This is a genomic window from Variovorax sp. FW305-3-2-15-B-LB1 (genome assembly GCF_058787635.1).
In genome coordinates this window covers 76,753-100,133 of record NZ_JBYSZY010000018.1, presented here as the reverse complement: position 1 = coordinate 100,133, position 23,381 = coordinate 76,753, and the positions used below count along the sequence as shown (strand labels likewise).

General features: G+C 70.1%; 25 protein-coding genes. 12 read left to right on the top strand and 13 right to left on the bottom strand.

All coding sequences use genetic code 11. From position 1 onward, the window contains the following. Window positions 1–12: 12 nt before the first annotated feature. Together AC3WQR_RS14070 and AC3WQR_RS14065 are read right to left on the bottom strand one after the other, a co-directional pair. Window positions 13–786 (bottom strand): SDR family NAD(P)-dependent oxidoreductase, encoded by a 774-nt coding sequence (locus AC3WQR_RS14070; RefSeq protein ID WP_492742437.1) that lies wholly within the window; start codon window positions 784–786, stop codon window positions 13–15. Next, entirely contained in the window at window positions 783–1,283 is a 501-nt protein-coding gene (locus tag AC3WQR_RS14065; protein WP_223301409.1) for an ester cyclase, read from the bottom strand. Before AC3WQR_RS14065 ends, AC3WQR_RS14070 begins: the two co-directional genes overlap by 4 nt. Window positions 1,284–1,425: 142 nt before the next feature. On the opposite strand from AC3WQR_RS14065, the gene AC3WQR_RS14060 reads away from it, so the two are divergent. Next, a complete protein-coding gene (locus AC3WQR_RS14060) occupies window positions 1,426–2,154 on the top strand; it encodes a Crp/Fnr family transcriptional regulator (protein WP_492742436.1) in 729 nt (242 codons plus the stop codon). Between the two features lie 13 nt (window positions 2,155–2,167). Here AC3WQR_RS14060 and AC3WQR_RS14055 read toward each other — a convergent pair whose 3' ends face one another. The 4 genes from AC3WQR_RS14055 to AC3WQR_RS14040 form a co-directional block, all read right to left on the bottom strand. Then, window positions 2,168–3,154 (bottom strand): Bug family tripartite tricarboxylate transporter substrate binding protein, encoded by a 987-nt coding sequence (locus AC3WQR_RS14055; protein ID WP_492742435.1) that lies wholly within the window; start codon window positions 3,152–3,154, stop codon window positions 2,168–2,170. 42 nt (window positions 3,155–3,196) lie between these two features. Then, window positions 3,197–3,637, bottom strand: a complete 441-nt coding sequence (locus AC3WQR_RS14050) for an OsmC family protein (protein WP_062475918.1) — start codon at window positions 3,635–3,637, stop codon at window positions 3,197–3,199. Between the two features lie 109 nt (window positions 3,638–3,746). Further along, window positions 3,747–4,307 carry a CHRD domain-containing protein gene (locus AC3WQR_RS14045; protein WP_492742434.1) on the bottom strand — a complete coding sequence of 187 codons (561 nt, stop codon included), beginning with the start codon at window positions 4,305–4,307 and terminating at the stop codon, window positions 3,747–3,749. A 201-nt stretch (window positions 4,308–4,508) separates the two neighbouring features. Beyond that, window positions 4,509–5,108 carry a helix-turn-helix domain-containing protein gene (locus AC3WQR_RS14040; RefSeq protein ID WP_492742433.1) on the bottom strand — a complete coding sequence of 200 codons (600 nt, stop codon included), beginning with the start codon at window positions 5,106–5,108 and terminating at the stop codon, window positions 4,509–4,511. 335 nt (window positions 5,109–5,443) lie between these two features. Here AC3WQR_RS14040 and AC3WQR_RS14035 point away from each other — a divergent pair, with 335 nt between their 5' ends. Next, window positions 5,444–7,141: a long-chain fatty acid--CoA ligase gene (locus tag AC3WQR_RS14035; protein ID WP_492742432.1), complete on the top strand. Its 1,698-nt coding sequence runs from the start codon at window positions 5,444–5,446 to the stop codon at window positions 7,139–7,141. Window positions 7,142–7,160: 19 nt separating this feature from the next. On the opposite strand, the gene AC3WQR_RS14030 is transcribed toward AC3WQR_RS14035, so the two are convergent. Beyond that, the gene (locus AC3WQR_RS14030) at window positions 7,161–8,066 is read right to left on the bottom strand and encodes an AraC family transcriptional regulator (protein WP_492742431.1); all 906 of its coding nucleotides are present in this window, start codon (window positions 8,064–8,066) and stop codon (window positions 7,161–7,163) included. A gap of 103 nt (window positions 8,067–8,169) precedes the next feature. On the opposite strand from AC3WQR_RS14030, the gene AC3WQR_RS14025 reads away from it, so the two are divergent. The 7 genes from AC3WQR_RS14025 to AC3WQR_RS13995 all read left to right on the top strand — a co-directional run bounded on the left by AC3WQR_RS14025 (window position 8,170) and on the right by AC3WQR_RS13995 (window position 15,505). Beyond that, window positions 8,170–8,919, top strand: coding sequence for an SDR family oxidoreductase (locus tag AC3WQR_RS14025; protein ID WP_492742430.1), 750 nt, complete (start codon window positions 8,170–8,172; stop codon window positions 8,917–8,919). 113 nt (window positions 8,920–9,032) lie between these two features. Continuing rightward, window positions 9,033–9,536 (top strand): sigma-70 family RNA polymerase sigma factor, encoded by a 504-nt coding sequence (locus AC3WQR_RS14020; RefSeq protein ID WP_139705712.1) that lies wholly within the window; start codon window positions 9,033–9,035, stop codon window positions 9,534–9,536. Between the two features lie 5 nt (window positions 9,537–9,541). Beyond that, the gene (locus tag AC3WQR_RS14015; protein ID WP_492742429.1) at window positions 9,542–10,579 is read left to right on the top strand and encodes a FecR domain-containing protein; all 1,038 of its coding nucleotides are present in this window, start codon (window positions 9,542–9,544) and stop codon (window positions 10,577–10,579) included. Between the two features lie 70 nt (window positions 10,580–10,649). Continuing rightward, window positions 10,650–13,130 carry a ferric-rhodotorulic acid/ferric-coprogen receptor FhuE gene (gene fhuE / locus AC3WQR_RS14010; protein WP_492742428.1) on the top strand — a complete coding sequence of 827 codons (2,481 nt, stop codon included), beginning with the start codon at window positions 10,650–10,652 and terminating at the stop codon, window positions 13,128–13,130. Window positions 13,131–13,221: 91 nt separating this feature from the next. Next, window positions 13,222–13,524 carry a DUF3649 domain-containing protein gene (locus AC3WQR_RS14005; protein ID WP_492742427.1) on the top strand — a complete coding sequence of 101 codons (303 nt, stop codon included), beginning with the start codon at window positions 13,222–13,224 and terminating at the stop codon, window positions 13,522–13,524. Then, complete coding sequence (locus AC3WQR_RS14000) at window positions 13,521–15,146, top strand: PepSY-associated TM helix domain-containing protein (RefSeq protein ID WP_492742426.1); 1,626 nt, start codon at window positions 13,521–13,523, stop codon at window positions 15,144–15,146. The genes AC3WQR_RS14005 and AC3WQR_RS14000 overlap by 4 nt, the downstream gene beginning before the upstream one ends. Further along, window positions 15,143–15,505 (top strand): DUF3325 domain-containing protein, encoded by a 363-nt coding sequence (locus AC3WQR_RS13995; RefSeq protein ID WP_492742425.1) that lies wholly within the window; start codon window positions 15,143–15,145, stop codon window positions 15,503–15,505. The genes AC3WQR_RS14000 and AC3WQR_RS13995 overlap by 4 nt, the downstream gene beginning before the upstream one ends. Window positions 15,506–15,507: 2 nt before the next feature. On the opposite strand, the gene AC3WQR_RS13990 is transcribed toward AC3WQR_RS13995, so the two are convergent. The 6 genes from AC3WQR_RS13990 to AC3WQR_RS13965 are packed head-to-tail and all read right to left on the bottom strand — an operon-like array spanning window position 15,508 to window position 20,487. Next, a complete protein-coding gene (locus AC3WQR_RS13990; RefSeq protein WP_492742424.1) occupies window positions 15,508–16,497 on the bottom strand; it encodes a Bug family tripartite tricarboxylate transporter substrate binding protein in 990 nt (329 codons plus the stop codon). 58 nt (window positions 16,498–16,555) lie between these two features. Further along, complete coding sequence (locus tag AC3WQR_RS13985) at window positions 16,556–16,912, bottom strand: cupin domain-containing protein (RefSeq protein ID WP_070062522.1); 357 nt, start codon at window positions 16,910–16,912, stop codon at window positions 16,556–16,558. Between the two features lie 18 nt (window positions 16,913–16,930). Beyond that, the gene (locus tag AC3WQR_RS13980; protein WP_492742423.1) at window positions 16,931–17,926 is read right to left on the bottom strand and encodes a quinone oxidoreductase family protein; all 996 of its coding nucleotides are present in this window, start codon (window positions 17,924–17,926) and stop codon (window positions 16,931–16,933) included. Beyond that, entirely contained in the window at window positions 17,923–18,831 is a 909-nt protein-coding gene (locus AC3WQR_RS13975; RefSeq protein WP_492742422.1) for a beta-keto acid cleavage family enzyme, read from the bottom strand. The genes AC3WQR_RS13980 and AC3WQR_RS13975 overlap by 4 nt, the downstream gene beginning before the upstream one ends. After that, the gene (locus AC3WQR_RS13970; RefSeq protein ID WP_492742421.1) at window positions 18,828–19,598 is read right to left on the bottom strand and encodes an SDR family NAD(P)-dependent oxidoreductase; all 771 of its coding nucleotides are present in this window, start codon (window positions 19,596–19,598) and stop codon (window positions 18,828–18,830) included. Before AC3WQR_RS13970 ends, AC3WQR_RS13975 begins: the two co-directional genes overlap by 4 nt. Window positions 19,599–19,620: 22 nt before the next feature. After that, on the bottom strand, window positions 19,621–20,487 hold the full coding sequence (locus tag AC3WQR_RS13965; protein WP_492742420.1) for a dioxygenase family protein: 867 nt from the start codon (window positions 20,485–20,487) through the stop codon (window positions 19,621–19,623). Window positions 20,488–20,617: 130 nt separating this feature from the next. On the opposite strand from AC3WQR_RS13965, the gene AC3WQR_RS13960 reads away from it, so the two are divergent. From AC3WQR_RS13960 to AC3WQR_RS13950, 3 genes are all read left to right on the top strand, one after another. Next, window positions 20,618–21,649 (top strand): LacI family DNA-binding transcriptional regulator, encoded by a 1,032-nt coding sequence (locus AC3WQR_RS13960; RefSeq protein ID WP_159275952.1) that lies wholly within the window; start codon window positions 20,618–20,620, stop codon window positions 21,647–21,649. A gap of 97 nt (window positions 21,650–21,746) precedes the next feature. Then, the gene (locus AC3WQR_RS13955; RefSeq protein ID WP_492742419.1) at window positions 21,747–22,319 is read left to right on the top strand and encodes a thermonuclease family protein; all 573 of its coding nucleotides are present in this window, start codon (window positions 21,747–21,749) and stop codon (window positions 22,317–22,319) included. Window positions 22,320–22,379: 60 nt separating this feature from the next. Next, window positions 22,380–23,381 (top strand): PhoX family protein (locus AC3WQR_RS13950; protein ID WP_492742418.1); only part of this gene is annotated, 1,002 nt, incomplete at its 3' end.

Sequence of the window (23,381 nt, the reverse complement as noted above, 5' to 3'; positions counted from 1 at the left end):
CTGGTGCGTCGCTCAGTACATCGAGCGCCCTCCGGAGATATCGAACACCGCTCCGGTGCTGAACGAGCACTCGTCCGAGGCCAGCCACGCGGCCATCGCCGCCACCTCGTCGACGTCGACAAAGCGCCCCATCGGCACGCGCGAGAGCAGGGCGGTGCGCAGCTGTTCGCGGTGCTCGGCGGGCACGTCCGCGAAGACGGCCGTGTCGGCCGCCGACGGCGTGATGCAGTTCACCAGCACGCCCGACGACGCCAGCTCCTTGCCGAGCGACTTGGTCAGCGCGATGAGCCCCGCCTTCGAGGCCGAGTAGGCGGCGTTGAAGCCATTGCCTTCCTTGCCCGCGACCGAGGCGATGTTGACGATGCGCCCGCGCTGCTGCGCCAGCATCAGCGGCGCGATGGCGCGGCAGCACAGCCAGGCGCCCGTGAGGTTGATGTCGAGCACGTGACGCCATTGCGCAGGCGTGTGCTCCCATGCGGGCACCGTCGGCCCCAGCACGCCCGCGTTGTTGACGAGCACGTCGACGCGGCCGAAGCGCTCCTGCGACTGCGCAGCCGCGCGGGCGATCTGGTCTTCGTCGCGCACGTCGACCAACGCTGTGACCACGGTGCCCAGCGGCGCCAGTTGCGCCATCGCATCCGCCAGCGTCGCAGCCTCGACGTCCCACAGCGCGACGCTCGCGCCGTTCGCGAGGCAGCGCCGCGCGATGGCCAGGCCGATGCCGCGCGCACCGCCGGTCACGATCGCATGGCGTCCTTCGAGCGGCCGGGCGAGCGTGCCGGTCATGCCGTGGCGGCCTCGGCCCGCGGGGCGGTTTGGCCGAGCAGGCCGGCGACCAGCCCGCCCACCATCTCCGGGGGCACGCCCACGAGCAGCTGGCGCAGCATCGTCAGCGTGTCGAAGTACACGCGCTCGCACACCAGCCGGTCGCCCTCGAAGATGAAGAAGGCGTTCATGCGGCAGCGAAAGCTGTTGCCCGTCGGCGGCAGGCCCTTGAGCGGGCCGCGGTGCGTGCCGAGCAGCCAGAACTCCACGATCACCGAATCGTCGGCATGGCGCAGCTGGATGATCTCGTGGCGCTGGTCGGGGAAGGCGCGGCGCGTGTCGGTGTAGTACTGGCGCACGTCGGCGATGCCGTCGTGCACCTCGCCGCTGGGAATCAGCTCGTAGTGCGGATGCGGAAAGGTGCCGAGCACCGCATCGAAGTCCTGGCGGGTCTCGTCGGCGAAATGGTCGAGCACGAGGCGCTCGCGGCGGGCTTGCAGGTCGGTCAGTGTGGTCATCGGGGTGTGCTCCATGCGACAGGGGTGACAGGGGACATCGGGTTGCCGCGAATGCGTCGACCCGGGTGGCCTGCGTACTATCGACAGCCCCTCGACGCCAGACTGTCCGGTGTTGGCAATCGAGGCCCCGGACAAACCCGCGATGCCACGCTCTTCCCCTTCTTCCAGCGCCAGCCCCGCCGAGCCGGACGCACAGCCTTCGCCCGTGCACAACAGCGACATGCGGCTGGCCGACGACGTGCAGCAGCGCCTGCTCGCGGTGGCGCACCGGCGCACGCTGGTGCGCGGCGAATCGCTGTTCCACAAGGGCTCGTCGCCCGATGCGCTGTTCGGCGTGGTCAGCGGCTCGTTGCGCGTGAGCGTGGTGGCGTCGGGCGGGCGCGAGGCGGTGATCGCGATGCTCGAGCCGGGCCACTGGTTTGGCGAGGTCTCGCTGCTGGTGGGGCGCGAGCGCGTCTACGACACCTGCGCCGTCGACACCACCGAGATGGCCGTGGTCGCCGCGGCCGACTTCCACCGGCTGGTGGCCGACCATCCCGACGTGCACATGGCCTTCACCCGGCTCGTGTGCCTGCGGCTGCGCCAGGCGCTGGCCTGGATCGACGACGTGATCCTGATGCCGCTGCCCGTGCGGCTGGCGCACCGACTGCTCACGCTGGACGCACGCGCGGTGGCACCGGCGCAGGACGGCGGCGGCACGCTGCTGGGCGTGTCGCAGGAAGACCTGTCGTTCATGCTCGGCGTGTCGCGCCAGAGCGTGAACCGACAGCTCAAGCTGTGGGAAGAAGACGGCACGCTGCGCGTGCGCTACCGCAGCATCGAGCTGCTCGACCGCGCGCAGCTGGAGCGGCACGCGGCCACGCCGCGCTGAACGCGGCCGGGGTTCAGTCCATCCGCGCGCCCGAGGCCTTCACCGCCTTGTCCCAGCGCGGCGTTTCCGTCGCGAGGAAGCGTGCGAAGTCTTCGCTGCCCAGGTAGGCCGGGTCCGCGCCCTGGCTCACCATGCGCTCGCGCACCTCGGGGCTGGTCATCACCTGCCTGAACGCATCGCTGAGCTTGGCGACCACGTCCTTGGGCGTGTCCTTCGGCGCCAGGAAGCCGTAGAAGCCCACCACCTCGAAGCCCTTGACGCCCGACTCGATGACGGTTGGCACGTCGGGCAGCGCGGGGTTGCGCTCGCGGCTGGTCACGGCCAGCGCGCGCACCTTGCCCTGCTTGTGATAGTTGGCGGCCTGCGGAATCGATTCGGCCATGAACTGCACCTGCCCGCCCATCAGGTCGGTGAAGGCCGGCGCGCTGCCGCGGTAGGGGATGTGCACCATGAAGAGGCCGGTCGCGGTCTTGAACATCTCGGGCACGAGGTGGCTGATGCCGCCGTTGCCCGCCGAGCCGTAGTTGACCTGGCCCGGTCGCGCCTTGGCGTAGTCGATGAACTGCTTGAGGTTCTGCACCGGCAGCTTGGGCGTGACCAGGAGCGCGAGCGGCTGCATCGCGGTGCGCGCGATCGGAACGAAGTCGCGCTGCGTGTTGTAGGGCAGCTTGCTGTAGAGCGCGCCGTTGATCACCGCCACGCCGGTGTTGGCCAGCACCAGCGTGTAGCCGTCGGCCGGGCTCTTGGCGACGAAGTCGGCACCGACCGAGCCGCCCGCGCCGGGCTTGTAGTCGACGATCAGCGGCTGGCCGAGCACGGCCTGCAGCTTGTCGGTCAGCAGCCGCGCATGCTGGTCGAGCGGGCCGCCGGCCGGGAAGCCGATGACGACCTTGATCGGCTTGTCGGGGTAGGCGGCCAGGGCCGCCGTGGTGCCGAACGCACCGAACGCGCCGAGGGCGAAAGAAAGGACCGCCGATGCGGTCCGGGTGGGCTTGCTCATGATCCGTCTCCTTTTTTGTGGAGACGATCATAAGCAGCGCGGTCAGCTCGCCAGCGTGGCCTTCAGCGTGATCTCGGGCACGCTCGCCAGCGCCTTCGACAGCGGGCAGCCGGCCTTGGCGGCGGCGGCGATTTCCTGGAACTTCGCTTCGTCGAGGTTCGGCACGGCCGCGTCCAGTTCGAGCTGGATGCGGTCGATCTTGAAACCGGCGCCGTCCTTGGCCAGCCGCACGGCGGCCTTGGTGTCGATGCGCGTCGCGGTCAGGCCTGCCGCTTCCAGCGCGAAGGCAAAGGCCATCGTCAGGCAGGCCGCATGGGCCGCGCCGACGATTTCCTCGGGGTTGGTGCCGCGCCGGTCGTCTTCGAAGCGGCTGGCGAAGCCGTAGGGGTAGTCCTTGAGGGCGCCGGTCTCGGTGCTGACGAGGCCTTTGCCGGTCTTGCCGGCGCCTTCCCAGTGAACGCTTGCGTGCTTGTCTGCTGCCATGGACATTCCTTCAGTCAGGTGGAGGGTGGATCGGAGGGAGAACCGCAGGTATCGCTCCGAAATCCGCGCCTGTCTGTAGTCGCAGAGCGCATCGCATCGGGGGCCGACGTCAGCCGCCGTGCACGCCCCAGGTGCTGCGCTTGAGCTGGCCCCGGACCTCGCCGCCCGGCCAGGCCTGGGTCGACACGCTGACATACCAGAGGCCGGCCATCAGGTCAGCCATCTGGGCGGGCGTCAACCGGCTCGTGCCGGTCCGTTCGTAGCCGGCGCCGGTGCCGTCGTTGCGCGGCTCCCCCTCGCTGGGCAGCGGCAGCTGGATCGCCAGCGGGCCATTGCTGCCCGTGGCGGCGGGGCCGTAGAAGCCGACGACCGTCGCCGGCCCGCTCAGGCGTGCGGCGTTCACGCGCCATTCGAACACCCCGGTGGCCAGCGTCAGCGTGCCGGCCGCCGAGCCGCCGGCCTTGCCCTTGTGCGGCGGGACCACGTCCTCGGTTCCGAGCCAGCAGTCGGCCACGAACCAGGTCGGTGGTTCCTTGGACGGCTGCTCCGTCGCCGGGGCCGACATGCCGAACCGGGGGACCCGCGAGCAGCCCGCCGCGGCCAGGGCGGCCAGTGCGGCACCGAAGAGGGCGATGCGTCGGCGCAGGGGAGTGCGGGCGGGGTCAGGCATGGCAGACAGGTACGGGTGAAGCGGAGCCTGCACGATAGCCGATGCGCCTGTACATGAAGAGCTTCGCGCTATTTGCCCAGCGCGCGTGCGATGGCAACCCGGCCGCCGCGCTACCCGCCCGACGCACGCTTCTGTGCCACTTAGGCACGCGAGTCGTGCGCTCTTGGAAGAGACAGAATGCGCCGATTCAGAAGGCGGCGCTCAGAGCGAGCTGTAGAAGGCGCCGCCGTTCTTGTTAAGCAGATCGTTGGCGAATGCACGCAGCAGGAAGGACTCCATGTTCTTGATGGCGGCTGTGATCGTCACTTCGTATGCCGACAAGTAGCGAGCCCGGTCACCCATTTGCCCCACGTATTTCTTGATCGGCAGAAACATCGGTTGATTGGGGATGGCCTTGAGACGTTGCCTTGCTTCGCCGTAAAGGTTGAAGTCAGACTTGCCTGCATAGATCGCTTGGCCTGAGCTGTCATAGAAAAAATACAGGCCCGCCTTCTTCTCCATGGCGTCTTGGATCGCCGCAATCTCGGGGGCGTCAGCGCTGAAAGCCCACGTCTTGCCCTTCTTGATTGGAGCGATTTCCTTGAACTCGAGCAGGGGCCTGATCAGTGAAATGGCGTGGTGATCGCGGAATGCATCGATCAGTTTGACGAAGTTACGCGCGCTCGGAGTGCCACCGTTCATCCATCCACCAACCGTGGCCTGAGTGACGTTCAAGGCATTCGCGATCTGCTTCTGAGTCAGTTTTCCATGCTCACGCTCAAGGGACTCGACGAGGGCCTTGAAGATGGTATTGGTCGCCATAGGTATCCTCCCTTTGTATTGTGGTGAGCGATCCTAGGGGGAGCTCTCATGAAGCGATCTCCGCGCAAGTGCCTATTGAGGCGGGGAGTTTCCCGTTGCAGGGAAGCACTTCGGGCGCGGAATTCTCGCCTCGGCGGGTGCCGCTTTCGCGCAGTGGCGGACCGATGGTGACGGTTGGCAAGGCGAAGGTGCTGTCAGAAAAATGGGCGTCGCCAAGGTGACGCCCCGGGGGCTTCCCCGATGGGAGCGGCGGCCGGTGCGGCTTAGGCTGGCGCATTGCGCCTTTCGCACCGCTTTCCTTTCCCTCTCCTTCCTCCTCCGCCTGTTCACAGACCATGCAACCCCGCCCGCATTACAAGTTCTGGCCCAAGCGCCTCCCGCATTCGATCACCGTCCCCGCGACCTCGCTGTGGCACAACCTGGCCACCTCGGCGGCGCGCTACCCCGACAAGGCCGCGCTGGTCTTCTTCGGCCGCGTGCTGAGCTACCGCGACGTGGCCGACCAGGTCGAGCGGCTGGCCGGCACGCTGCATGCGCTGGGCGTGCAGCGCGGCGACCGCGTGGTGCTGAACATGCAGAACTGCCCGCAGCTGGTGATCGCGCATTTCGCCATCCTGCGCGCCAATGCCGTCGTGGTGCCGGTCAACCCGATGAACCGGGCCGAAGAGCTCAAGCACTACATCGTCGACCCCGACGCCAAGGTGGCGATCACCACCGGCGACCTCGCGGCCGAGCTGGCCAAGGCCAGCGACGCGCTGCCGCCCGAGCAGCGCCTGTCGCACCTCATCGTGAGCCAGTTCACCGACGCCTTCGATGCGAACGTGACCGGCGACGACGCCCCCGCGCCGGCCTGGGCCGACTGGCTCGGCACGCGCCACCCGCTGCCCGCGCTGGTCGACGGCCAGGTCATGGCCTGGACCGACGCGCTCGCGGCCGGCCACCCGGCCCCCGCGCACGTGGTGGGCGCCAACGACATGGCGCTGCTGCCCTACACCAGCGGCACCACCGGCCTGCCCAAGGGCTGCGTGCACCACCATTCGAGCCTCATGCACAACGCGATGGCCGGCCAGCTCTGGGGCCAGGCGACGTCGGAGGCGGTGGTGCTGGCCGTGGTGCCGATGTTCCACATCACCGGCGTGGTGAGCATGATGCACACCTCGATCCTCGCGGCGGCCACGCTGGTCATCATGCCGCGCTGGGACCGCGACGTGGCGGGCCGGCTCATCTCGCGCTGGAAGGTCACGAGCTGGACCAACATCCCCACCATGGTCATCGACCTCATGGCCAGCCCCAACTTCGCGAGCTACGACCTCACGAGCATGACCCACATCGGCGGCGGCGGCGCCGCCATGCCGCAGGCCGTGGCGCAGCGCCTGTTCGAGCAGTACGGCCTGAAGTACCAGGAAGGCTACGGCCTTACCGAAACGGCCGCGCCCTCGCACACCAACCCCTCGGACCATCCCAAGCAGCAGTGCCTGGGCATTCCGTTCATGAGCACCGACGCGCGCGTGGTCGACCCCGACACGCTGCAGGAGATGCCCATCGGCGAGTCGGGCGAGATCATCATCCACGGCCCCGAGGTGTTCCAGGGCTACTGGAAGCGCCCCGACGCCACCAAGTCCGCCTTTGTCGAGTTCGAGGGCAAGCGCTTCTTCCGCTCGGGCGACATGGGCCGCATGGACGAGGAGGGCTACTTCTTCATCACCGACCGCCTCAAGCGCATGATCAACGCGAGCGGCTTCAAGGTGTGGCCGGCCGAGGTCGAGCTGCTGATGTTCCGCCATCCCGCGATCCAGGAGGCCTGCGTCATCTCGACCAAGGACGACTACCGCGGCGAATCGGTCAAGGCCGTGGTGGTGCTGCGCGCCACGCACAAGGACACGACCGAGCAGCAGATCATCGACTGGTGCCGCGAGAACATGGCGGTCTACAAGATTCCGCGCAAGGTGGAGTTCGTCGATGCGCTGCCCAAGAGCGGCAGCGGCAAGGTGATGTGGCGTTTGCTGCAGGAGAAGGAAGGCACCGCGGCCTGAGCCGCCGCCTTTGTCTTTGCTAGGGCTGGCGCGCGTAGCGCCCCGGCGCCAGGCCCACATGGCGGCTGAAGGCCGTGCTGAAGGTGCTGGCCGAGCTGTAGCCGACGCGCGCGGCCACTTCCGCCGGTGCGCAGCCGCCGCGGCGCAGCAGGTCCTTGGCGAGCGCCATGCGCCACGCCAGCAGGTATTCCATTGGCGGCAGGCCCACGGCGCGCGAGAAGCGCTCGAAGAAGGCCGAGCGCGAGAGCGCGGCCTTGCCGGCGAGTTCTTCCACCGTCCATGAACGTGCGGGGTCCGCGTGCATGTGCCGCACGGCGGCGGCCAGCCGGCTGTCCGCCAGCGCGCGCAGCAGCCCCGGCGGCGCGCCTTCGCCGGGCGCCGAGCGCAGCGCCTCGATCAGCAGCACCTCGACCAGCCGCCCGAGCACGAGGTCGCGCCCCGGCCGCTGCGCCATCGACTCTTCGCGCACGAGCTGCACCAGCAGCGACAGCCGAGCGACGCCGCGCATGTGCAGCACCGAGGGCAGCAGCGACACCATCAGGGCGGCGTCCGGCGAATCGAAGGCGAAGTAGCCGCCGAGCATGCGCACGTCGGGTGGGCCGTTCCGGTCGCCGTGGCGGACCTCGCCGTGTGCGTCCTCGCGCGCCGCCTGTTCATGCGGGTCGAGAAACACCGGCGGCGCCGGCGTGAGTCCCGACAGCGTGAAGCCGGGCGTGGCCGGCATGAGCAGGAAGTCGCCGGCGGCCAGCGCCAGCGGCGGCTGCCCATCGACCGCCAGGACGCACTCGCCCTCGAGCATGGTGCAGAAGCTGGGCTGGCCGAAGGCGGTGTAGCGCACGGCCCAGGCGCCGGCGCCCGCGATCACCTTGGAATACACGGCGCGCGGGCGAAGCAGCGCGATGACCTCGGCCAGGGGATCGGCCATGGCTGGACTCCTGCAAAAGAAATGGCGACGTTCGATGGTAGCAAGTCCGGTCGGTCGTCCCTATCGTTGGGGCTCTTCATCACCCACCACCAAGGAACCCCCATTGAAAACCGCACTGATCACCGGCTGCTCCTCCGGCTACGGCCTGGCCACTGCGCGCCACTTCCACGCCCGAGGCTGGCGCGTCGTCGCCACCATGCGCACGCCGCGCGACGACCTCTTTCCCGACGCGCCGAACCTGCGCGTGCTGCCGCTCGACGTGACGCAGCCCGACAGCATCGCCGCCGCCATCGAGAACGCGGGCCCGATCGACGTGCTCGTGAACAACGCCGGCGTCGGTCTCTTCGGCGCCTTCGAGGCCACGCCCATGGCCACCGTGCGCGAGGTGTTCGAGACCAACACCTTCGGCATGATGGCCATGGCGCAGGCCGTGCTGCCGCAGTTCCGCGCGCGGCGCTCGGGGGTGCTGGTCAACGTCACCTCGACCGTCACGCTCGCGCCGATGCCGCTGGTGGCCGCGTACACCGCGAGCAAGACGGCGATCGAGGGCTTCACCGCCTCGCTCGCCTTCGAGCTGGCGGCGTTCGACGTGCGCGTGAAGCTCGTCGAGCCGGGTTACGGGCCCGGCACGCGGTTCACCGAGAACGGGGCGCAGCGCATGCAGGGCCTGATCCCGCCGGACTACGCGCCGCTGGCGCAGGGCGTCTTCGCGGCGCTGGGCAACCCCACGGCCGTGACCGCGGCCGCCGACGTGGCCGAGGCCGTCTGGCGCGCCGCGAACGACTCGGATGCGACGCTGCGCTATCCGGCGGGCGCGGACGCGGTGGCGCTCGCGGCGGCCCGGCCGGCCTGAGCCACGCTGTCCGCAATGCGGACAGGACGAGCAGGGCGGCACTGCGGCCTTTTTGCTTAAAATGAGAATAATTCTTATTTGTAGGCGGAGCCCCCGCCGCCGTGCCGCCCGCCATGTCCGCTGCCGAAGCCGCCTTCCAGCAAGTCCACACCCTCTACAGCGACCACCACGGCTGGCTGCAGTCGTGGCTGCGCAAGAAGCTCGGCAATTCGTGTGACGCGGCCGACCTGGCGCAGGACACCTTCGCGCGGCTGCTGACGGCGCGCAACCCCGAGGTCATCGTGCAGCCACGCGCCTACCTCACGAGCGTGGCCAAGAACATCCTCGTGAACTGGTACCAGCGCCAGGCGCTGGAGCGGGCCTACCTCGAGGCGCTGGCCGTGATGCCCGAGCCCGAGGCGCCGTCGCCCGAGCAGCGGCTGGTGATCCTGCAGACGCTGCACGAGATCGACGCGATGCTCGACGCCCTCAAGCCGCTCGCGCGCCGGGCCTTCCTGCTGTCGCAGCTGGACGGCATGAAGTACGAGGACATCGCGCGCGAGCTGGGCGTGTCGCTCGTCACGGTCAAGCGCTACATGCAGCAGGGCTTCCGGGGGTGCCTGGCGGTGATGGAATGAGCGCCATGAATTTCGAAACGTCGGCACTCGCCCCGCGCGTGCTCGACGAAGCCGCCGAATGGCTGATGCGGTTGCACGACAGCGCCGTCACCGACGAAGACCGCCGCGCCTGCGAGCGCTGGCGCCAGAGCGATCCCGACCACGCACGCGCCTGGGCGCGCGCCGAGCAGCTGATGAACAAGCTCGGCGGCCTGCCGCCGGCGCTGGCGATGTCGTCGCTCGCGCGGCCCGCGCGCGGCAATGCGAACAACCGCCGCGCCACCCTCGGCCGGCTGGCCGCGCTGCTGGCGGCCGTGCCCGCCGGCTGGCTCGGCTGGCAGGCGGTCGAGATGGCGGGCGAGCGCGGCTGGATGGCCGGGCACCGCACCGCCACCGGCGAGCGCCGCGAGCTGCGGCTGGCCGACGGCAGCCGCCTCACGCTCAACACCGCCAGCGCGATCGATGTGCACTTCGACGGCACGCAGCGCCGCGTGGTGCTGCAGGCGGGCGAGATCTTCATCGCCACCGCGCCCGACCCCGCCGCCGCGCACCGCCCGTTCCGCGTGGCCAGCGCCGGCGGCACGCTGGAGGCCCTGGGCACGCGCTTCAGCGTGCGCAAGGAAGCGGGCGGCGCCACCCACATCGCCGTGCTCGAAGGCGCGGTGCGCATCACGCCCGAGCGCGCCGCCGCGCGCGTGCTGCCGGCGGGGCAGCAGGCCCGCTTTACCGCCGACGGCATCGACGACTTCCGTCCGGCGGACGCCTCGGTGCTGGCCTGGACGCAGGGCATGCTGCTGGCCGACGGCATGCTGCTGGCCGACTTCGCCGCCGAGCTGTCGCGCTACCGCCCCGGCCTGCTGCAGTGCGACGCGGCGGTGGCTGAGCTGCGTGTCTCGGGCGCCTTTCCGCTGGCCGACACCGACGGCGTGCTGCGCATGCTGGTGTCGACCTACCCGGTGGATGCGGCCACGCGCCTGCGCGGCTACTGGGTCACGCTGGTGCCGCGTGCGGCATCTGAAGAAGGTGCGGCGGGCGCTTCGAAAAATATATCGATCCGGGGGTGAGACTTTTTTTCGTTTCGGCTGGCAAGGAGGGTGAAGAACCCACCGTTGCCCAACCGAAAGGCCCGTCTCCATGTCCGCATCCCGCCCGCCCGCCTTGCGCCCGTTCGCAGAGCGCCGTCTGAACACCGTCCTTCGCCATGCCTTGATGGCGCTTGCCCTCGGCGGCCTGGCCGGCGCGGGAGGGCCGGCTTTCGCGCAGGCGTCGTCGTCCTCGCTCGACGCCGCCGCGTCCCGCGCCTACGACATTCCCGCCGGCCCCCTGGGCCGCACGCTCGCCGCCTTCGCGGCCGGCAACGGCATCGCGCTGTCGTTCGACCCCGCGCTCACGCAGGGGCGCAGCAGCCCCGCGGTGGCGGGCCGCTACACCGCGCGCGAAGCCATCGAGCGCCTGCTCGCGGGCAGCGGCCTGCAGGTGGTGGCGCGCACCGACGGCAGCTACACGCTGAACCGCCGCGAGGCCGGCACACCCGTTGCGGGGCAAGGCGGCATCGACACGCTCTCGCCCGTCACCGTCACGGCCGAGGCCGACCGCAGCGGCACCACCGAAGGCACAGGCGCCTACACCACGCGCGCCACGGCGGCGGCCACCGGGCTGGCGCTCTCGCCGCGCGAGACGCCGCAGTCGGTCACCGTCATCACGCGCCAGCAGATCGACGACCAGAACCTGCTATCGCTCGGCCAGGCCATGCAGAGCGTGCCCGGCGTGTTCTCGGTGAGCTCCGACAGCGACCGCACCGACCTGTACGCGCGCGGCTTCTACATCGACAACTACCAGTACGACGGCGTGCCGACCACGGTCACCACCGACTTCTTCGGCGCTTCCACCAACGACCCGGTGCTGTACGACCGCATCGAGGTCGTGCGCGGCTCGACCGGGCTGCTCACCGGCGCGGGCAACCCCTCGGCCTCGGTGAACCTGGTGCGCAAGCACGCCGACAGCAAGGTGTTCGCCGGCAACGCGTCGCTCGCGCTGGGTTCGTGGAACCTGCGCCGCGGCACGGTCGATCTGCAGACGCCGGTGACGAAAGACGGTCGCGTGCGCGCCCGCCTCATCGGCATGACGGAAGACCGCGATTCCTTCATCGACATGTACCACGGCCGCAAGCACGTGCTGTACGGCGTGGTCGATGCCGACCTCACGCCCAGCACCACGCTCAGCGTGGGCATCGAGTCGCAGGCCACGCGGCCCACCTCGTCGACCTGGGGCGGCCTGCCGCTGACCTTCAGCGACGGCACAGCCACGCGCTGGGACCGCTCCAAGACCGTCGGCACGCCGTGGACCCACTGGGACACGACCACCACCACCGCCTTCGCGAACCTCACGCACCAGTTCGACAACGGCTGGAAGCTCAAGGCCAACGGCTCGCACCGGCAGAGCAAGCAGAACGCCAAGTTGCTGTACCTGTACGGCGACCTCGACCGCCTCACCGGCACCGGCCTGGGCTCGCTGCCCGGCTACTTCGAGCACCAGTTCCGCCAGAACAGCCTCGACCTGCAGGCCACCGGCCCCTTCACGCTGCTGGGGCGCACGCACGAACTCGTGGTGGGCGTCAGCAACAGCCAGTCGCGCTACGTGGAGGCGAGCCATCCGCGCACCAGCCCGTTGCCCGACACCGGCAACTTCTACGACTGGAACGCCGCGTCGTACCCCGAGCCGGGCTGGGACCCGCTGAAGGTCTCGGCCATCACCAAGACGCGCCAGACCGGCACCTACGGCGCCGCGCGCCTGTCGCTGGCCGATTCGCTCAAGCTCATCGTGGGCGGGCGCCAGAACAGCTGGCGTTCCACGCGCCTGACCGCCGACGCACCGGCCACGCGCAAGCACGAGGTGTTCACGCCCTACGCGGGCCTGGTGTACGACCTGAGCGAGAACTACTCGGTGTACGCGAGCTACACCGATATCTTCCAGCCGCAGAACTACCGCGACGCCAGCGGCGCGTACCTCGACCCGGTGACCGGCAAGAGCTACGAAATCGGCCTCAAGGGCGAGCACCTGAACGGCAAGCTCAACACCTCCATCGCCGTCTTCCGCGCCGAGCAGGAGAACGTGGCGCAGCGCGACGGCACCAAGCTCGTGCCCAACTCGAGCGAAGGCGCCTACTACGGCGCGCGCGGCGTGACCAGCAAGGGCATCGAGCTGCAGGTGTCGGGCGAACTGGCCCTCGGCTGGCAGCTGAACGCAGGCATCGCGCGCACGCTGGGCCGCGAAGGCAACGGCAACCGCATCAACACCGCCATGCCGACCACGCAGGCCACGCTGTTCACCACCTACCGGCTGCCCGGCGCGTGGCACCGGCTCACGCTGGGCGGCGGCGTCAACTGGCAGAACCGCACCTACTACGCGTACAGCGTGGGCGATGTCGACCTGCGCTACCAGCAGGGCTCGCGCGCGGTCGTGAGCCTGATGGCGCGCTACGCCTTCACGCCCAAGCTGGCGCTGCAGCTGAACATCGAGAACCTGTTCGGCAAGAAGTACTACAGCAACATCGACGGGCAGGCCTACTTCGGCACGCCGCGCAACGCGGTGGCGACGCTGAGCTACGCGTTCTGACCGGAAAAGAGCGGGGGGCATGACCCTTTTTTCGTTCTCGCTTGTCATGTAGGGGAGGGGCGCATGTCCGCGCCCCGTTTTCCGGTCCCCGATGAACACCCGCACCTCCTCCTTTTCTCCCGCCCTGCGGCTGCTGTCCCGCATCGCGGCCGCCGTGCTTGGCGGCTACGCGCTGGCCTCGGCCGCCGCCGTCTTCCTGGCCGCCGTGATGCCGACCGGCCCCGCCGAGGCCGCGCTCGGGGGCATGCAGTTCAGCTTCGCGGTCTACACCGTCGCCGTGATCTGGGCCTTTGCGCCCGTGTCGCTGCCGCGCGCCTGGGCCGGCCTGCTGCTGCCCGCCGTGGTGCTGGCCGGGCTCGGCCTGGCCTTGCGCGGCGCGGGAGGCGGCGCATGAGCACGAAGAAAGCCAAGGCGCCGTCGCAAGGCGGCTTTCGCCAGGCCCAAGCCTGGCTGCACACCTGGTGCGGCCTGTGGTTCTCGTGGCTTCTGTTCGCGGTGTTCCTCACCGGCACGCTGGCCGTGTTCGACGAGCCCATCACCCATTGGATGACGCCGGAGCACCACGCCGAGGAAGCCGCCGCCGCAGCCAAGAAGGAGAAGGGCGAGCCGACGGCCGACCGCGCGCAGCGCCTGGCCTGGGGCATGGCCTACATGGCCGAGCACCACCCGGGCGCCTCGATGTGGGAGCTGTGGCCTTCGGACGCGCAGGGCGGCGGCGAGTTGCGGGTGTTCTGGTTCGACGCCAACCGGCAGTACGCGGGTGTTGCGCTCGATCCCGCCACCGGCAAGCCGTTGAAGGAAGACGGCGGCCACGCGGCGCGCGCCACGCTCGGCGGCCACCACTTCGTCGACTTCCACTACGAGCTGCACGCCGGCACCGTCGGCCTGTGGATCGTCGGCATCGCCGCGATGGCGATGCTGGTGGCGCTGGTGTCGGGCGTCATCACGCACAAGCGCATCTTCAAGGACTTCTTCACCTTCCGGCCGAAGAAAGGCCAGCGCAGCTGGCTCGACGCGCACAACGCCGTGGCGGTGCTGACCTTGCCCTTCCAGTTCATGATCGCCTACACCGGTCTCGTGATCTCGGGCACCAGCTTCATGCCGGCCCCCAAGGTCTTGCACTACGGCACGGGTCCGCAGGCGCAGGTGCGCTTCGTGTCCGAGCTGGGCGACAGCGACAAGCCCGCCGCCACCGGCCGCGCGATGCCCGTGCCCGTGCTCGAACCCTTCGCCGCGCGCGGCCAGGAACGCATGGGCCAGCCGGTGCGCGCGGTCGTCATCGACCACCCGGGCGACGCGGCTGCGCGCATCGGCGTGTACGGATGGAACGGCGACGACGAATCCGCGCGCCGGCTCAGCGCCACCACCGGCATGGTGCAGTTCTCGGCCGCCACCGGCGAGGTGCAGCGCGTGCGCCTGCCGGGCGCCGCGGACGGCGGCACGGCCATGCTCGCGCAGTCGGCCATGGGCGGGCTGCACATGGTCACTTTCGGCGGCTGGCCGATGAAGTGGCTCTACTTTTTATGTGGCCTCGCGGGCACCGCGATGATGGGTTCGGGCGCGGTGCTGTTCATCGTCAAGCGCCGGCAGAAGCACCTGGGCGAGTTCGGTGGCGCAACGGCGCGGGTCTACCGGCTGGTCGAGGCGCTGAACGTCGCGGCCATCGCCGGCCTCGCCATCGCCTGCGTGGGCTACCTGTGGGCCAACCGGCTGGTGCCGGTCGGCATCGGGCACCGCGCGGACCGCGAACTGCAGGTCTTCTTTGCGCTGTGGGCGCTGGCGCTGGTGCATGCCTTCGTGCGCTCCCCCGCGCGCGCGTGGCGCGAGCAGCTCGGTGCGCTGGCCGCGCTGTGCCTGCTGTTGCCGGTGCTCAATTTCGTGACCACGGGCGATCACCTGCTGGCGCAGCTGTCGCGCAGTGATTGGGAAAGCCTCGGGGTCGAACTGGGTGTCGTGGCCTTCGGCCTTGCGGCGCTGGGCGCGCTGCGCCATCTGCTGCGGAAGGCGGCGCGATGACGACGGCATGGGCGTCGTTGCTTGGCCTTGCGCTGGCGTATGCAGGCATGTCGTGCCTGAGCTTTGCCATGGACCGGCACCACGAGCAGCTGACGCGCGGACGCGAAGTGCCCGCGCGCCGGCGCACGGGCTTGCGCGCGATCGGCATGGTGCTGTTGGCCGCGGCCATCGTGCCCTGCGTGATGGCGTGGGGCCCTACGGTCGGGACGGTCGCCTGGCTGGGCTTCCTGTCGGCCGGTGCGTTGCCGGTGGCCTTGCTGTTGCCGTACCGCCCACGCGCCGTGGCGTGGGGCGCCGGTGCTGCCGCCGTGGCCGGTGGTGCGGGGCTGGTGCCGGTGCTGACGGCGCTGCTGCGCTGAGGTCAGTCCACCTTGATGGCCGCGGCCTTGACCACCTGCTGTGCCTTCGCGGTCTCGTCGGCGATGAACTTGTTGAATTGCGCGGAGGGCATGGTGAAGGGTTCGGCGCCGAGCTTCTCCAGCCGCTCCTTCAGTTCGGGCGACACCATGATCTTCGCGACCTCGGCCTGCAGCCGTTCCACCACGGGCTGCGGCGTTTTGGCGGGCGCGAACAGGCCGACCCAGAACAGGTAGGTCGAGCCCGGCACGCCGGCCTCCACGGTGGTGGGTGCGTCGGGCAAGGCGGACGAGCGACCGGCGGTGCCCACGGCCAGCGCCTTCAGCTTGCCGCTCTTGATCAGCGGCAGCGCCGACACCATCGGCGCGAAGAACCAGTCGACGCGTCCGGCCATCACCTCGGTCATGGCTTCGGGTGTGCCGCGAAAGGGCACGTGCTGCGCGTCGACGCCGGCCGCGAGGCGGAACACCTCGGCATTCATGTGCGTGGCGGAGCCGTTGCCCGCGGAGCCGTAGTTCAGCCCGCCGGGTTTGGCCTTCGCCTTGGCCACGAGGTCTTTCACGTCGGTGAAGTGCGAGGGCGCGGTCACCAGCACGTTGGGCAGGCTGGCCATCGGCGTCACGCCCGTGAAGTCCTTCAGTGTGTCGTACGACAGGCCCTTGTAGATCCACGGGTTCACGAGGTGGCCGGCCGAATGCACCAGCAGCGTGTAGCCGTCGGCCGGCGCCTTGGCGGCGATGGCCGCACCCAGCGTGCCGCCCGCGCCGGGGCGGTTGTCGACGATCACGCTGGTGCCCAGCGCGGGCCCGAGCTTTTCGGCGACCAGGCGCGCGACGATGTCGGTGCCGCTGCCTGCCGTGAAGGGCACGACCAGCTTGATGGGCTGCGTGCCCGGCCACGCGCCTTGTGCATGGGCGCCGCCGAGCGTGCAGGCCGCGAGTGCCGCGGCGACCGTGAGTGCCTGTCGGCGGCTCCAGGGGAGTGTCTTCTTCATGCGTCTTGTCTCCGTTGATTTGTTGGTGCGAGCGATGAATGACTGGGAAAGGAGCGCGCTAGGCGGGCGGTGCGTTCGCCATCACCAGCGCCACCAGCACCGGGCGGTTGCTGCGGTTCTCGAGCTGGCGTTTCTCGCCGGGCGCGAAGCGGCAGCTGTCGTAGGGCAGCAGCACGTCTTCCTGGTGCGCGCCGTCGAGTTCGCCGACGACGTGCAGCTCGCCCTCGAGCACGAGGTAGAGTTTTTCCATCGGCGAGCCGTCCAGCCCGGTGCGGCCGCCCGGCAGGATCTGGCTCATGCCCATCCACATCTGCGTCGAGGGGCCGGCCTCCTTGCCCTGCAGGCGCAGGCAGCGCATGTCGAAGTGGTTGGGCGCCTCGTAGTGCGGCGCCTCGCTGAAACGGGTCACATGCATGGTGGGTGTCCTTGGGGGTCAGGGGCGCAGCACGACGCGGTCGGTGCTGCCCGACAGCACCAGCCGGTAGGCATCGATCGCTTCGTCGAGCGCGAAGTGGCGTGCCACGGGAAAGGGTTTCAGCGTGCCGCGCTCGAAGCCTTCGCGCATCGCGTCGAGTTGCGCGGTGGAGGCCACGCAGTCCATCGCCAGCGAGTCGATGCCCACGTAGGTGTGCATGCCGCGGTAGAACGCGAAGATGTCGAAGGGCACCGCGCGGTCGTGCGTGGCGATGAAGATCTGCGTGGCGCCCTTGGCCATCGCCTTGTTGGCGGCCTCGAAGTAGGCGCTGCCCACGGTGTTGTAGACGATGTGCGCGCCGCGCCCGTCGGTGAGCTCGCGCACCTGCGCGCCCACGTCGGCGTGGTGGCGCGCATCGACCACGTCGACCGGCGCGCTCGCGAACCCTGCGAAGGGCCCGGGGCCGCGCTGCACCGCGATCACGCGCGCGCCGGCCTGCGCGGCCAGCTGCACCGCCGCCTGCCCGACCTTGCCGTTGGCGCCCAGCACCAGCACCGTCTGGCCCGCCTGCGGCATGCCGCTGCGCCGGAAGCCCTCGTAGGCCGTGACGAAGGGCACGCCCACCGCGCCGGCCTCGTCCATCGAGATGCCCTGGGGCTTGGCACGCAGCGCCGCTTCGGGCAGCACGAGGTAGCGCGCATGCGAGCCGTCGCGCGTGATGCCGATGTCGCCGCCCGAGCCGTAGACCTCGCGGCCGACCCATTCCGAAGGGCCGTTCACCACGGTGCCCGCGAAGTCGCGCCCCGGCGTGCGCGGCCAGACGGCCTGCGGCATCAGGCCCAGCGCGGCCTTCACGTCGCTCGGGTTCACGGCGGCGGCCATCACGCGCACCACGGCATGGCCGGGCGGCGCCACGGGTTCGGGTTGCGGCGCGGCCTCCAGGTGCAGCGCGTCGAGGTTGGCAGCCTTGCCGTTCACGCGCAGGGCGCGGGGTTCCAGAGTGGCGGCGCTCATCGTGCAGCTCCCTGGACGGCGCGGGTGTCGGCCAGCCCCAGCATCGCGCGGGCCTCGCGCGGGTTGGCGACGTCGCCGCCCAGGCTGCGCAGGATGTCGCGCGCCTTCGCCACGAGCTGCGCGTTGCTTTCGGCCAGCACGCCTTTCTCGAGGTAGATGTTGTCTTCCATGCCCACGCGCACGTGGCCGCCCAGCAGCCACGACTGCGCGACGATCGGGAACTCCGTGCGGCCGATGCCGAAGGCGCTCCAGAAGGCGCCGCGCGGCAGCAGGTTGCGCGCATAGAGCAGCGTCTCGGGCGTGGGCGCGAAGCCGTACTTCACGCCGAGCACGAAGGTCCACATGGCGGGCCCGTCGAGCGTGCCGTCGGCGATCAGGTCCAGCGCCAGGTGGATGTCGCCCGAGTCGAAGATCTCCAGCTCGGGCTTCACGCCGGCCTCGCGCATCACCTTCGCCATGCGGCGCACGTTCTTCGGTGTGTTGATCACCACGTCGGGGCCGGAGTTCATGGTGTTGAGGTCGAGCGAGCACACGTCGGGCCGGATCAGCGCGATGTGCTCCACGCGCTTCTCGGGCGGCAGCAGCGTGGTGCCGGGCGCGGCGATCTTCGGATCGTCCTCGCTCGGAATGAAGCGCCCGCCCGGCCCGGTCGTGAGGTTCACGATCAGCTCGCGGTTCTCGCGGCGGATGCGGTCGACCACCTCGCGGTACAGCGCGACCTCCATCGAGGGCTTGCCCGTCTCCGGGTGGCGCACGTGGATGTGCACCTGCGCCGCGCCGGCTTCGGCGGCGGCCAGGCATTCGTCGGCGATCTGCATCGGCGTGATCGGCAGGTGCGGCGTCTGCTCGGGCTTCACGAGGTTGCCCGTGACGGCGCAGGTGATGAGCGTCTTCGCGTTGTTCACAGGTGGCGCCCTCCGTCGACCACGATGCGCGTGCCGGTGACGAAGCGCAGCGTGGTGGCCAGCGCCTCCACGGTGGCCGCCACGTCGTCGGGCTTGCCGATGCGCCCCAGCGGCGTGGTGCTGGCCATCTTGTCGGCGAACTCGGCGCCGCGCCCGGGCACGAAGCCCGACTCGACCGCGCCCGGCGACACCGACACCACGCGCACCGCCGGCGCCAGCGCCTTGGCCAGCGCATCGCCCACCACGTCGAGCCCGGCCTTGGCCGCGACGTACGCGAGGTTGCTGCCCACGCCCGTGAAACCGGCGATGGACGAGATGTTGACCACCAGCCCGTCGCCCGTGGCCTTGAGCATCGGCGCGAAGGCGCGGATGGTGGCGAACACGCCGCGGAAGTTGGCGCGCAGCAGGTCGTCGATGAGGTCGTCGGTCAGCGCGTCGAGGTCGCCGGCCGGCACGGGCTGCGTGTGGCCCGCGCTGTTGACCAGGATGTCGCAGCGCCCGTGCGCGGCCTTCACCTCGGCGGCGGCGGCCTGCAGGCTCGGCGTGTCGACGATGTCGGCGCGGATCGCGCCGTGGCGCTGGCCGCTGTCCGAGGGCAGGGCGGCGGCGCGCGCGGCGGCGTTGTTGTTGTCGCCACCGCGGTGCAGCAGCACGCAGGTGGCGCCCAGCGCGGCCAGCCGCGTGGCCGTGGCGTAGCCGATGGCGCCGAGGCCGCCGGTGATGACGGCGATCTTGCCGTGGAGTCGGGATTGGGGATCGAAGCTCATGGGATGAAGGGAAGTTGCGGAATCAGGGGATCGGCGGGCGGGGGAACTTCATCTCGCCCGGCTCCAGCTGGAAGTCGTACTGCAGCGTGGCGCTGCGGCCATCGGGCGCGAGCGCGAAGCGGCCGATGAGTTGCCGCGTCACGCCGAAGGTCGGGTCGCTCTCCAGGTTCTCGTCGTCGTCGGCGAACACCTGCGTGACCAGCACCTTGTGGCCCGGCTTGCTCAGCATGAAGTGCAGGTGCGCGGGCCGGTTCGGGTGGCGTTGCTGCGCGCGCAGCAGCACGCCGCAGGGCCCGTCGGTGGGCACCGGGTAGCCGGCGGGGCGCACGCTGCGGAAATGAAAGCGGCCCTCGGCATCGGTGGTGAAGCGCCCGCGCAGGTTCATGTCGTCCTGTTCCGGGTCCTGGTTCTCGTAGAGCCCGACCGGCGAGGCCTGCCACACGTCGACCGTGACGCCGGCCATCGGCTGCCCGCCCACATCGCACACCGTGCCGGTCACCTCCAGCGGCGTGCCGGGCGTGCCCGAGCGCGCGATGCTCTCGCCCGCCGCGCAGGCCGGCGAGTTGGCGCGCCAGAAGGGGCCCAGCAGGGCGGCCGGCGATTCGCCGTGCGGGTCCTGGTTGTTCTGCAGCGCCACCACCGTGGACACGCCCAGGATGTCGGCCGCCAGCACCACCTCGTTCTTGGTCTCGCCCGTGGCGTGGCCGATGGCGACGATGAATTCGAGCGCCTGCTCGAACTCCTCCTCGCTCAGCTTTACCTCCTGGACGAAGGCGTGCAGGTGGCGCGTGAGCGCGTCCATCACGGTGCGCAGGCGCGGATCGGGGGTGCGTTGCATGGCGTCGAGCGCAAAGCCGAGCACCGAATCGGGGGAGGTGGCGATGTTCATCTGCAATCCTTGCAATCGTTTGCATGATCTTAAGTCAGATTCTGGAAAAGTAAAATGGCGGGTATCCGGGACGCCAGAATGGGAATTCGCCAACCATGGCGCACCGGATGACCAACAATCGTTTGCACCAATGAGCACCCATCCCCCTTCCAGCCCCGTCACCATCCGCGACGTCGCCCGTGCCGCCGGGGTGCATGTGTCGACCGTGTCGCGCGCGCTCAGCCCCGAGAAGCGCTCGCTGATCAGCGACGAGGTGCTGCGCGTGGTCGAGGAGGCCGCGCAGCGCCTGGGCTACCGGCCCAACCGCGCAGCCTCGGCGCTGCGCACGGGCCGCACCCACACCATCGGCGTGCTGGTGCCCGACATCACGAACGCGGTGTTCCCGCCGATCCTGCAAGGCATCGAGGCCAGCGCGGCGGCGCGCGGCTACTTCGTGTTCGTCACCAACGTGGTCGACCCGGCGCTCGCGCGGCCGGTGCTCGAGCGCATGCTGGCGCAGCGCGTGGACGGCGTGATCCTGGCTACCGCCACGCGCGACGACCCGCTGGTCGACTTCGTCGCCAAGGCCGGCATGACGGCGGTGCTCGTCAACCGCGCCGACGAGACCGGCCGCCTGCCCGCCGTGGTGAGCGACGACCGGCTGGCGATGAAGCTCGCGGTCGACCACCTCGTGGGCCTGGGCCACAAGCGCATCGCGCACCTGGCGGGGCCGCAGACCATCCCCACCGGCGTGGGCCGCCTGCTGGGCGTGGAGCAGGCGCTGCGCGACCACCGCATGAAGCCGGCCCGCATCGTCGAGTGCGCGAGCTACAGCCGCGAGGCGGGCGCGGCCGCGATGAAGCAGATGCTCGCGGCCGGCGCCGCGCCGCAGGCCGTGGTCTGCTGCAACGACCTCGTGGCGCTGGGTGCCTACGACGCGCTGCGCGAGGCCGGCCTGCGCGTGCCGAAGGACATCTCCATCACCGGCCACAACGACATGCCGCTGGTGGACATGGTCGATCCGCCGCTCACCACCATCCGGCTGCCGCACCGCGAACTCGGCTGGCGCGCGGCCGAGATGCTGTTCGAGGAGATCGACGGACAGGCGCTCTCGGCTTCCACCGTGGTGCTGCGGCCGGAGCTGGTGGTGCGCAAGTCGACGGGCGCGCCGGCCGCGCGCTGAAGCGAAGACGAAAACAAATGCATCCGAAGGGCGGCGCGTTCACTTCGCGCCGAGAATCGTCGGCCATTCCCGGCCCCGTGTTCCGTTCCCTTTCCGCATGCGCTTTCGCCCCGTCTTCCTGCTTCTTTCCCTCGGCCTTTCCCTCCCGCTGCTGACCCATGCCGCGTCGCCGCGCACCTGCCTCGTCGTCGGCGTGAGCGACGGCGACACGCTCACCGCGCGCTGCGGTCGCAGCGGCGCCTATGAACAGGTCAAGGTGCGCATCGCCGCCATCGACGCGCCGGAGAAAGCGCAGCCCTACGGCCAGCGCAGCCGCCAGGCGCTGAGTCGCCTGTGCTACGCCGAGAAGGCCGTCATCACCGAACGCGACACCGACCGCTACGGCCGCACCGTGGCCGACGTGCGCTGCAACGGCGAGGACGCCGGCCGCCGTCTGGTGGCCGAAGGCTGGGCCTGGGTGTACGACTACCACGGCATCGCGAAGAAGCGCGGTGGCGACCTGTTCCGCCTCGAGGCCGCGGCGCGCGCGCAGCACATCGGCCTGTGGGCCGACACCGCGCCGACGCCGCCGTGGGACTGGCGGCGCGAACGCCGGGAGCAGCCACGCGGCAACAACAACCACGGCGGCTCGCAGCCCTGGGGTGACGTGCGCTTCGAACCCCTGTCATGACGGCTTCATGGGCGCGCGGGAGCATCGCAGGCTCCCACGATTCCCACGGACCCCCAGGACATGGCCAAAGACTTCGCGCGCATGGAGGACTCGAACCCCTCCGGCAATCCCACCATTCACGACGTGTCCGATCCGCAGCGGCGGGTCTTCGTGCGCGGCGGCCTGGCGGCGGCCGTGGCGGGCCTGTTCGGGCCGTTGGCCGGCTGTGCCAGCACGGGCAGCGGCAGTAGCAGCAACGCCGTGAGCGGCCTGGGCCGCGCCATCGGTTTCAAGAGCGTGCCCATGGCGGCGGTCGACCAGGTGGTCGTGCCCGAGGGCTACCGCACGCAGGTGCTGTACCGCTGGGGCGACCCCACGGGCATCGCGGGCCGCATGCCCGCCTTCAAGACCGATGCCTCCGACTCCGCCGACGACCAGGCGCTGCAGGCCGGCATGCACCACGACGGCATGGCCTTCTTCCCGCTCGATGGATCGAACCGCGGCCTGCTGGTGCTGAACCACGAGTACGTGGACGACGGCCTGCTGCACACCGACGGCATGAAGACCTGGAGCGCCGCAAAGGTGCGCAAGTCGATGCATGCGCACGGCGTGTCGGTGATCGAGCTGCAGCGCGACGGCGCGGCCTGGCAGCAGGTGCTGCCTTCGCGTTTCGCGCGCCGCATCACCGCGCTCACGCCGATGACGCTCACCGGCCCCGCGGCCGGCCACCCGATGCTGCGCACCGCGGGCGACCCCTCGGGCACGCAGGTGCTCGGCACCTTCAACAACTGCGCCAACGGCCAGACGCCGTGGGGCACCTACCTGACCTGCGAGGAAAACTTCGCCGACTACTTCGAGGGCACCACCACGCCCGACGCGCACCAGAAGCGTTGGGGCCTCAAGAAGGGCAACGGCGCCAAGTACCGCTGGCACGAGCACGAAGAACGCTTCGATGTGGCCAAGCACCCGAACGAATCGAACCGCTACGGCTGGGTGGTCGAGATCGATCCGCAAGACCCGACTTCCACGCCGCGCAAGCGCACCGCACTGGGCCGCGCCGCGCATGAAGGCGCGGCCCAGTGC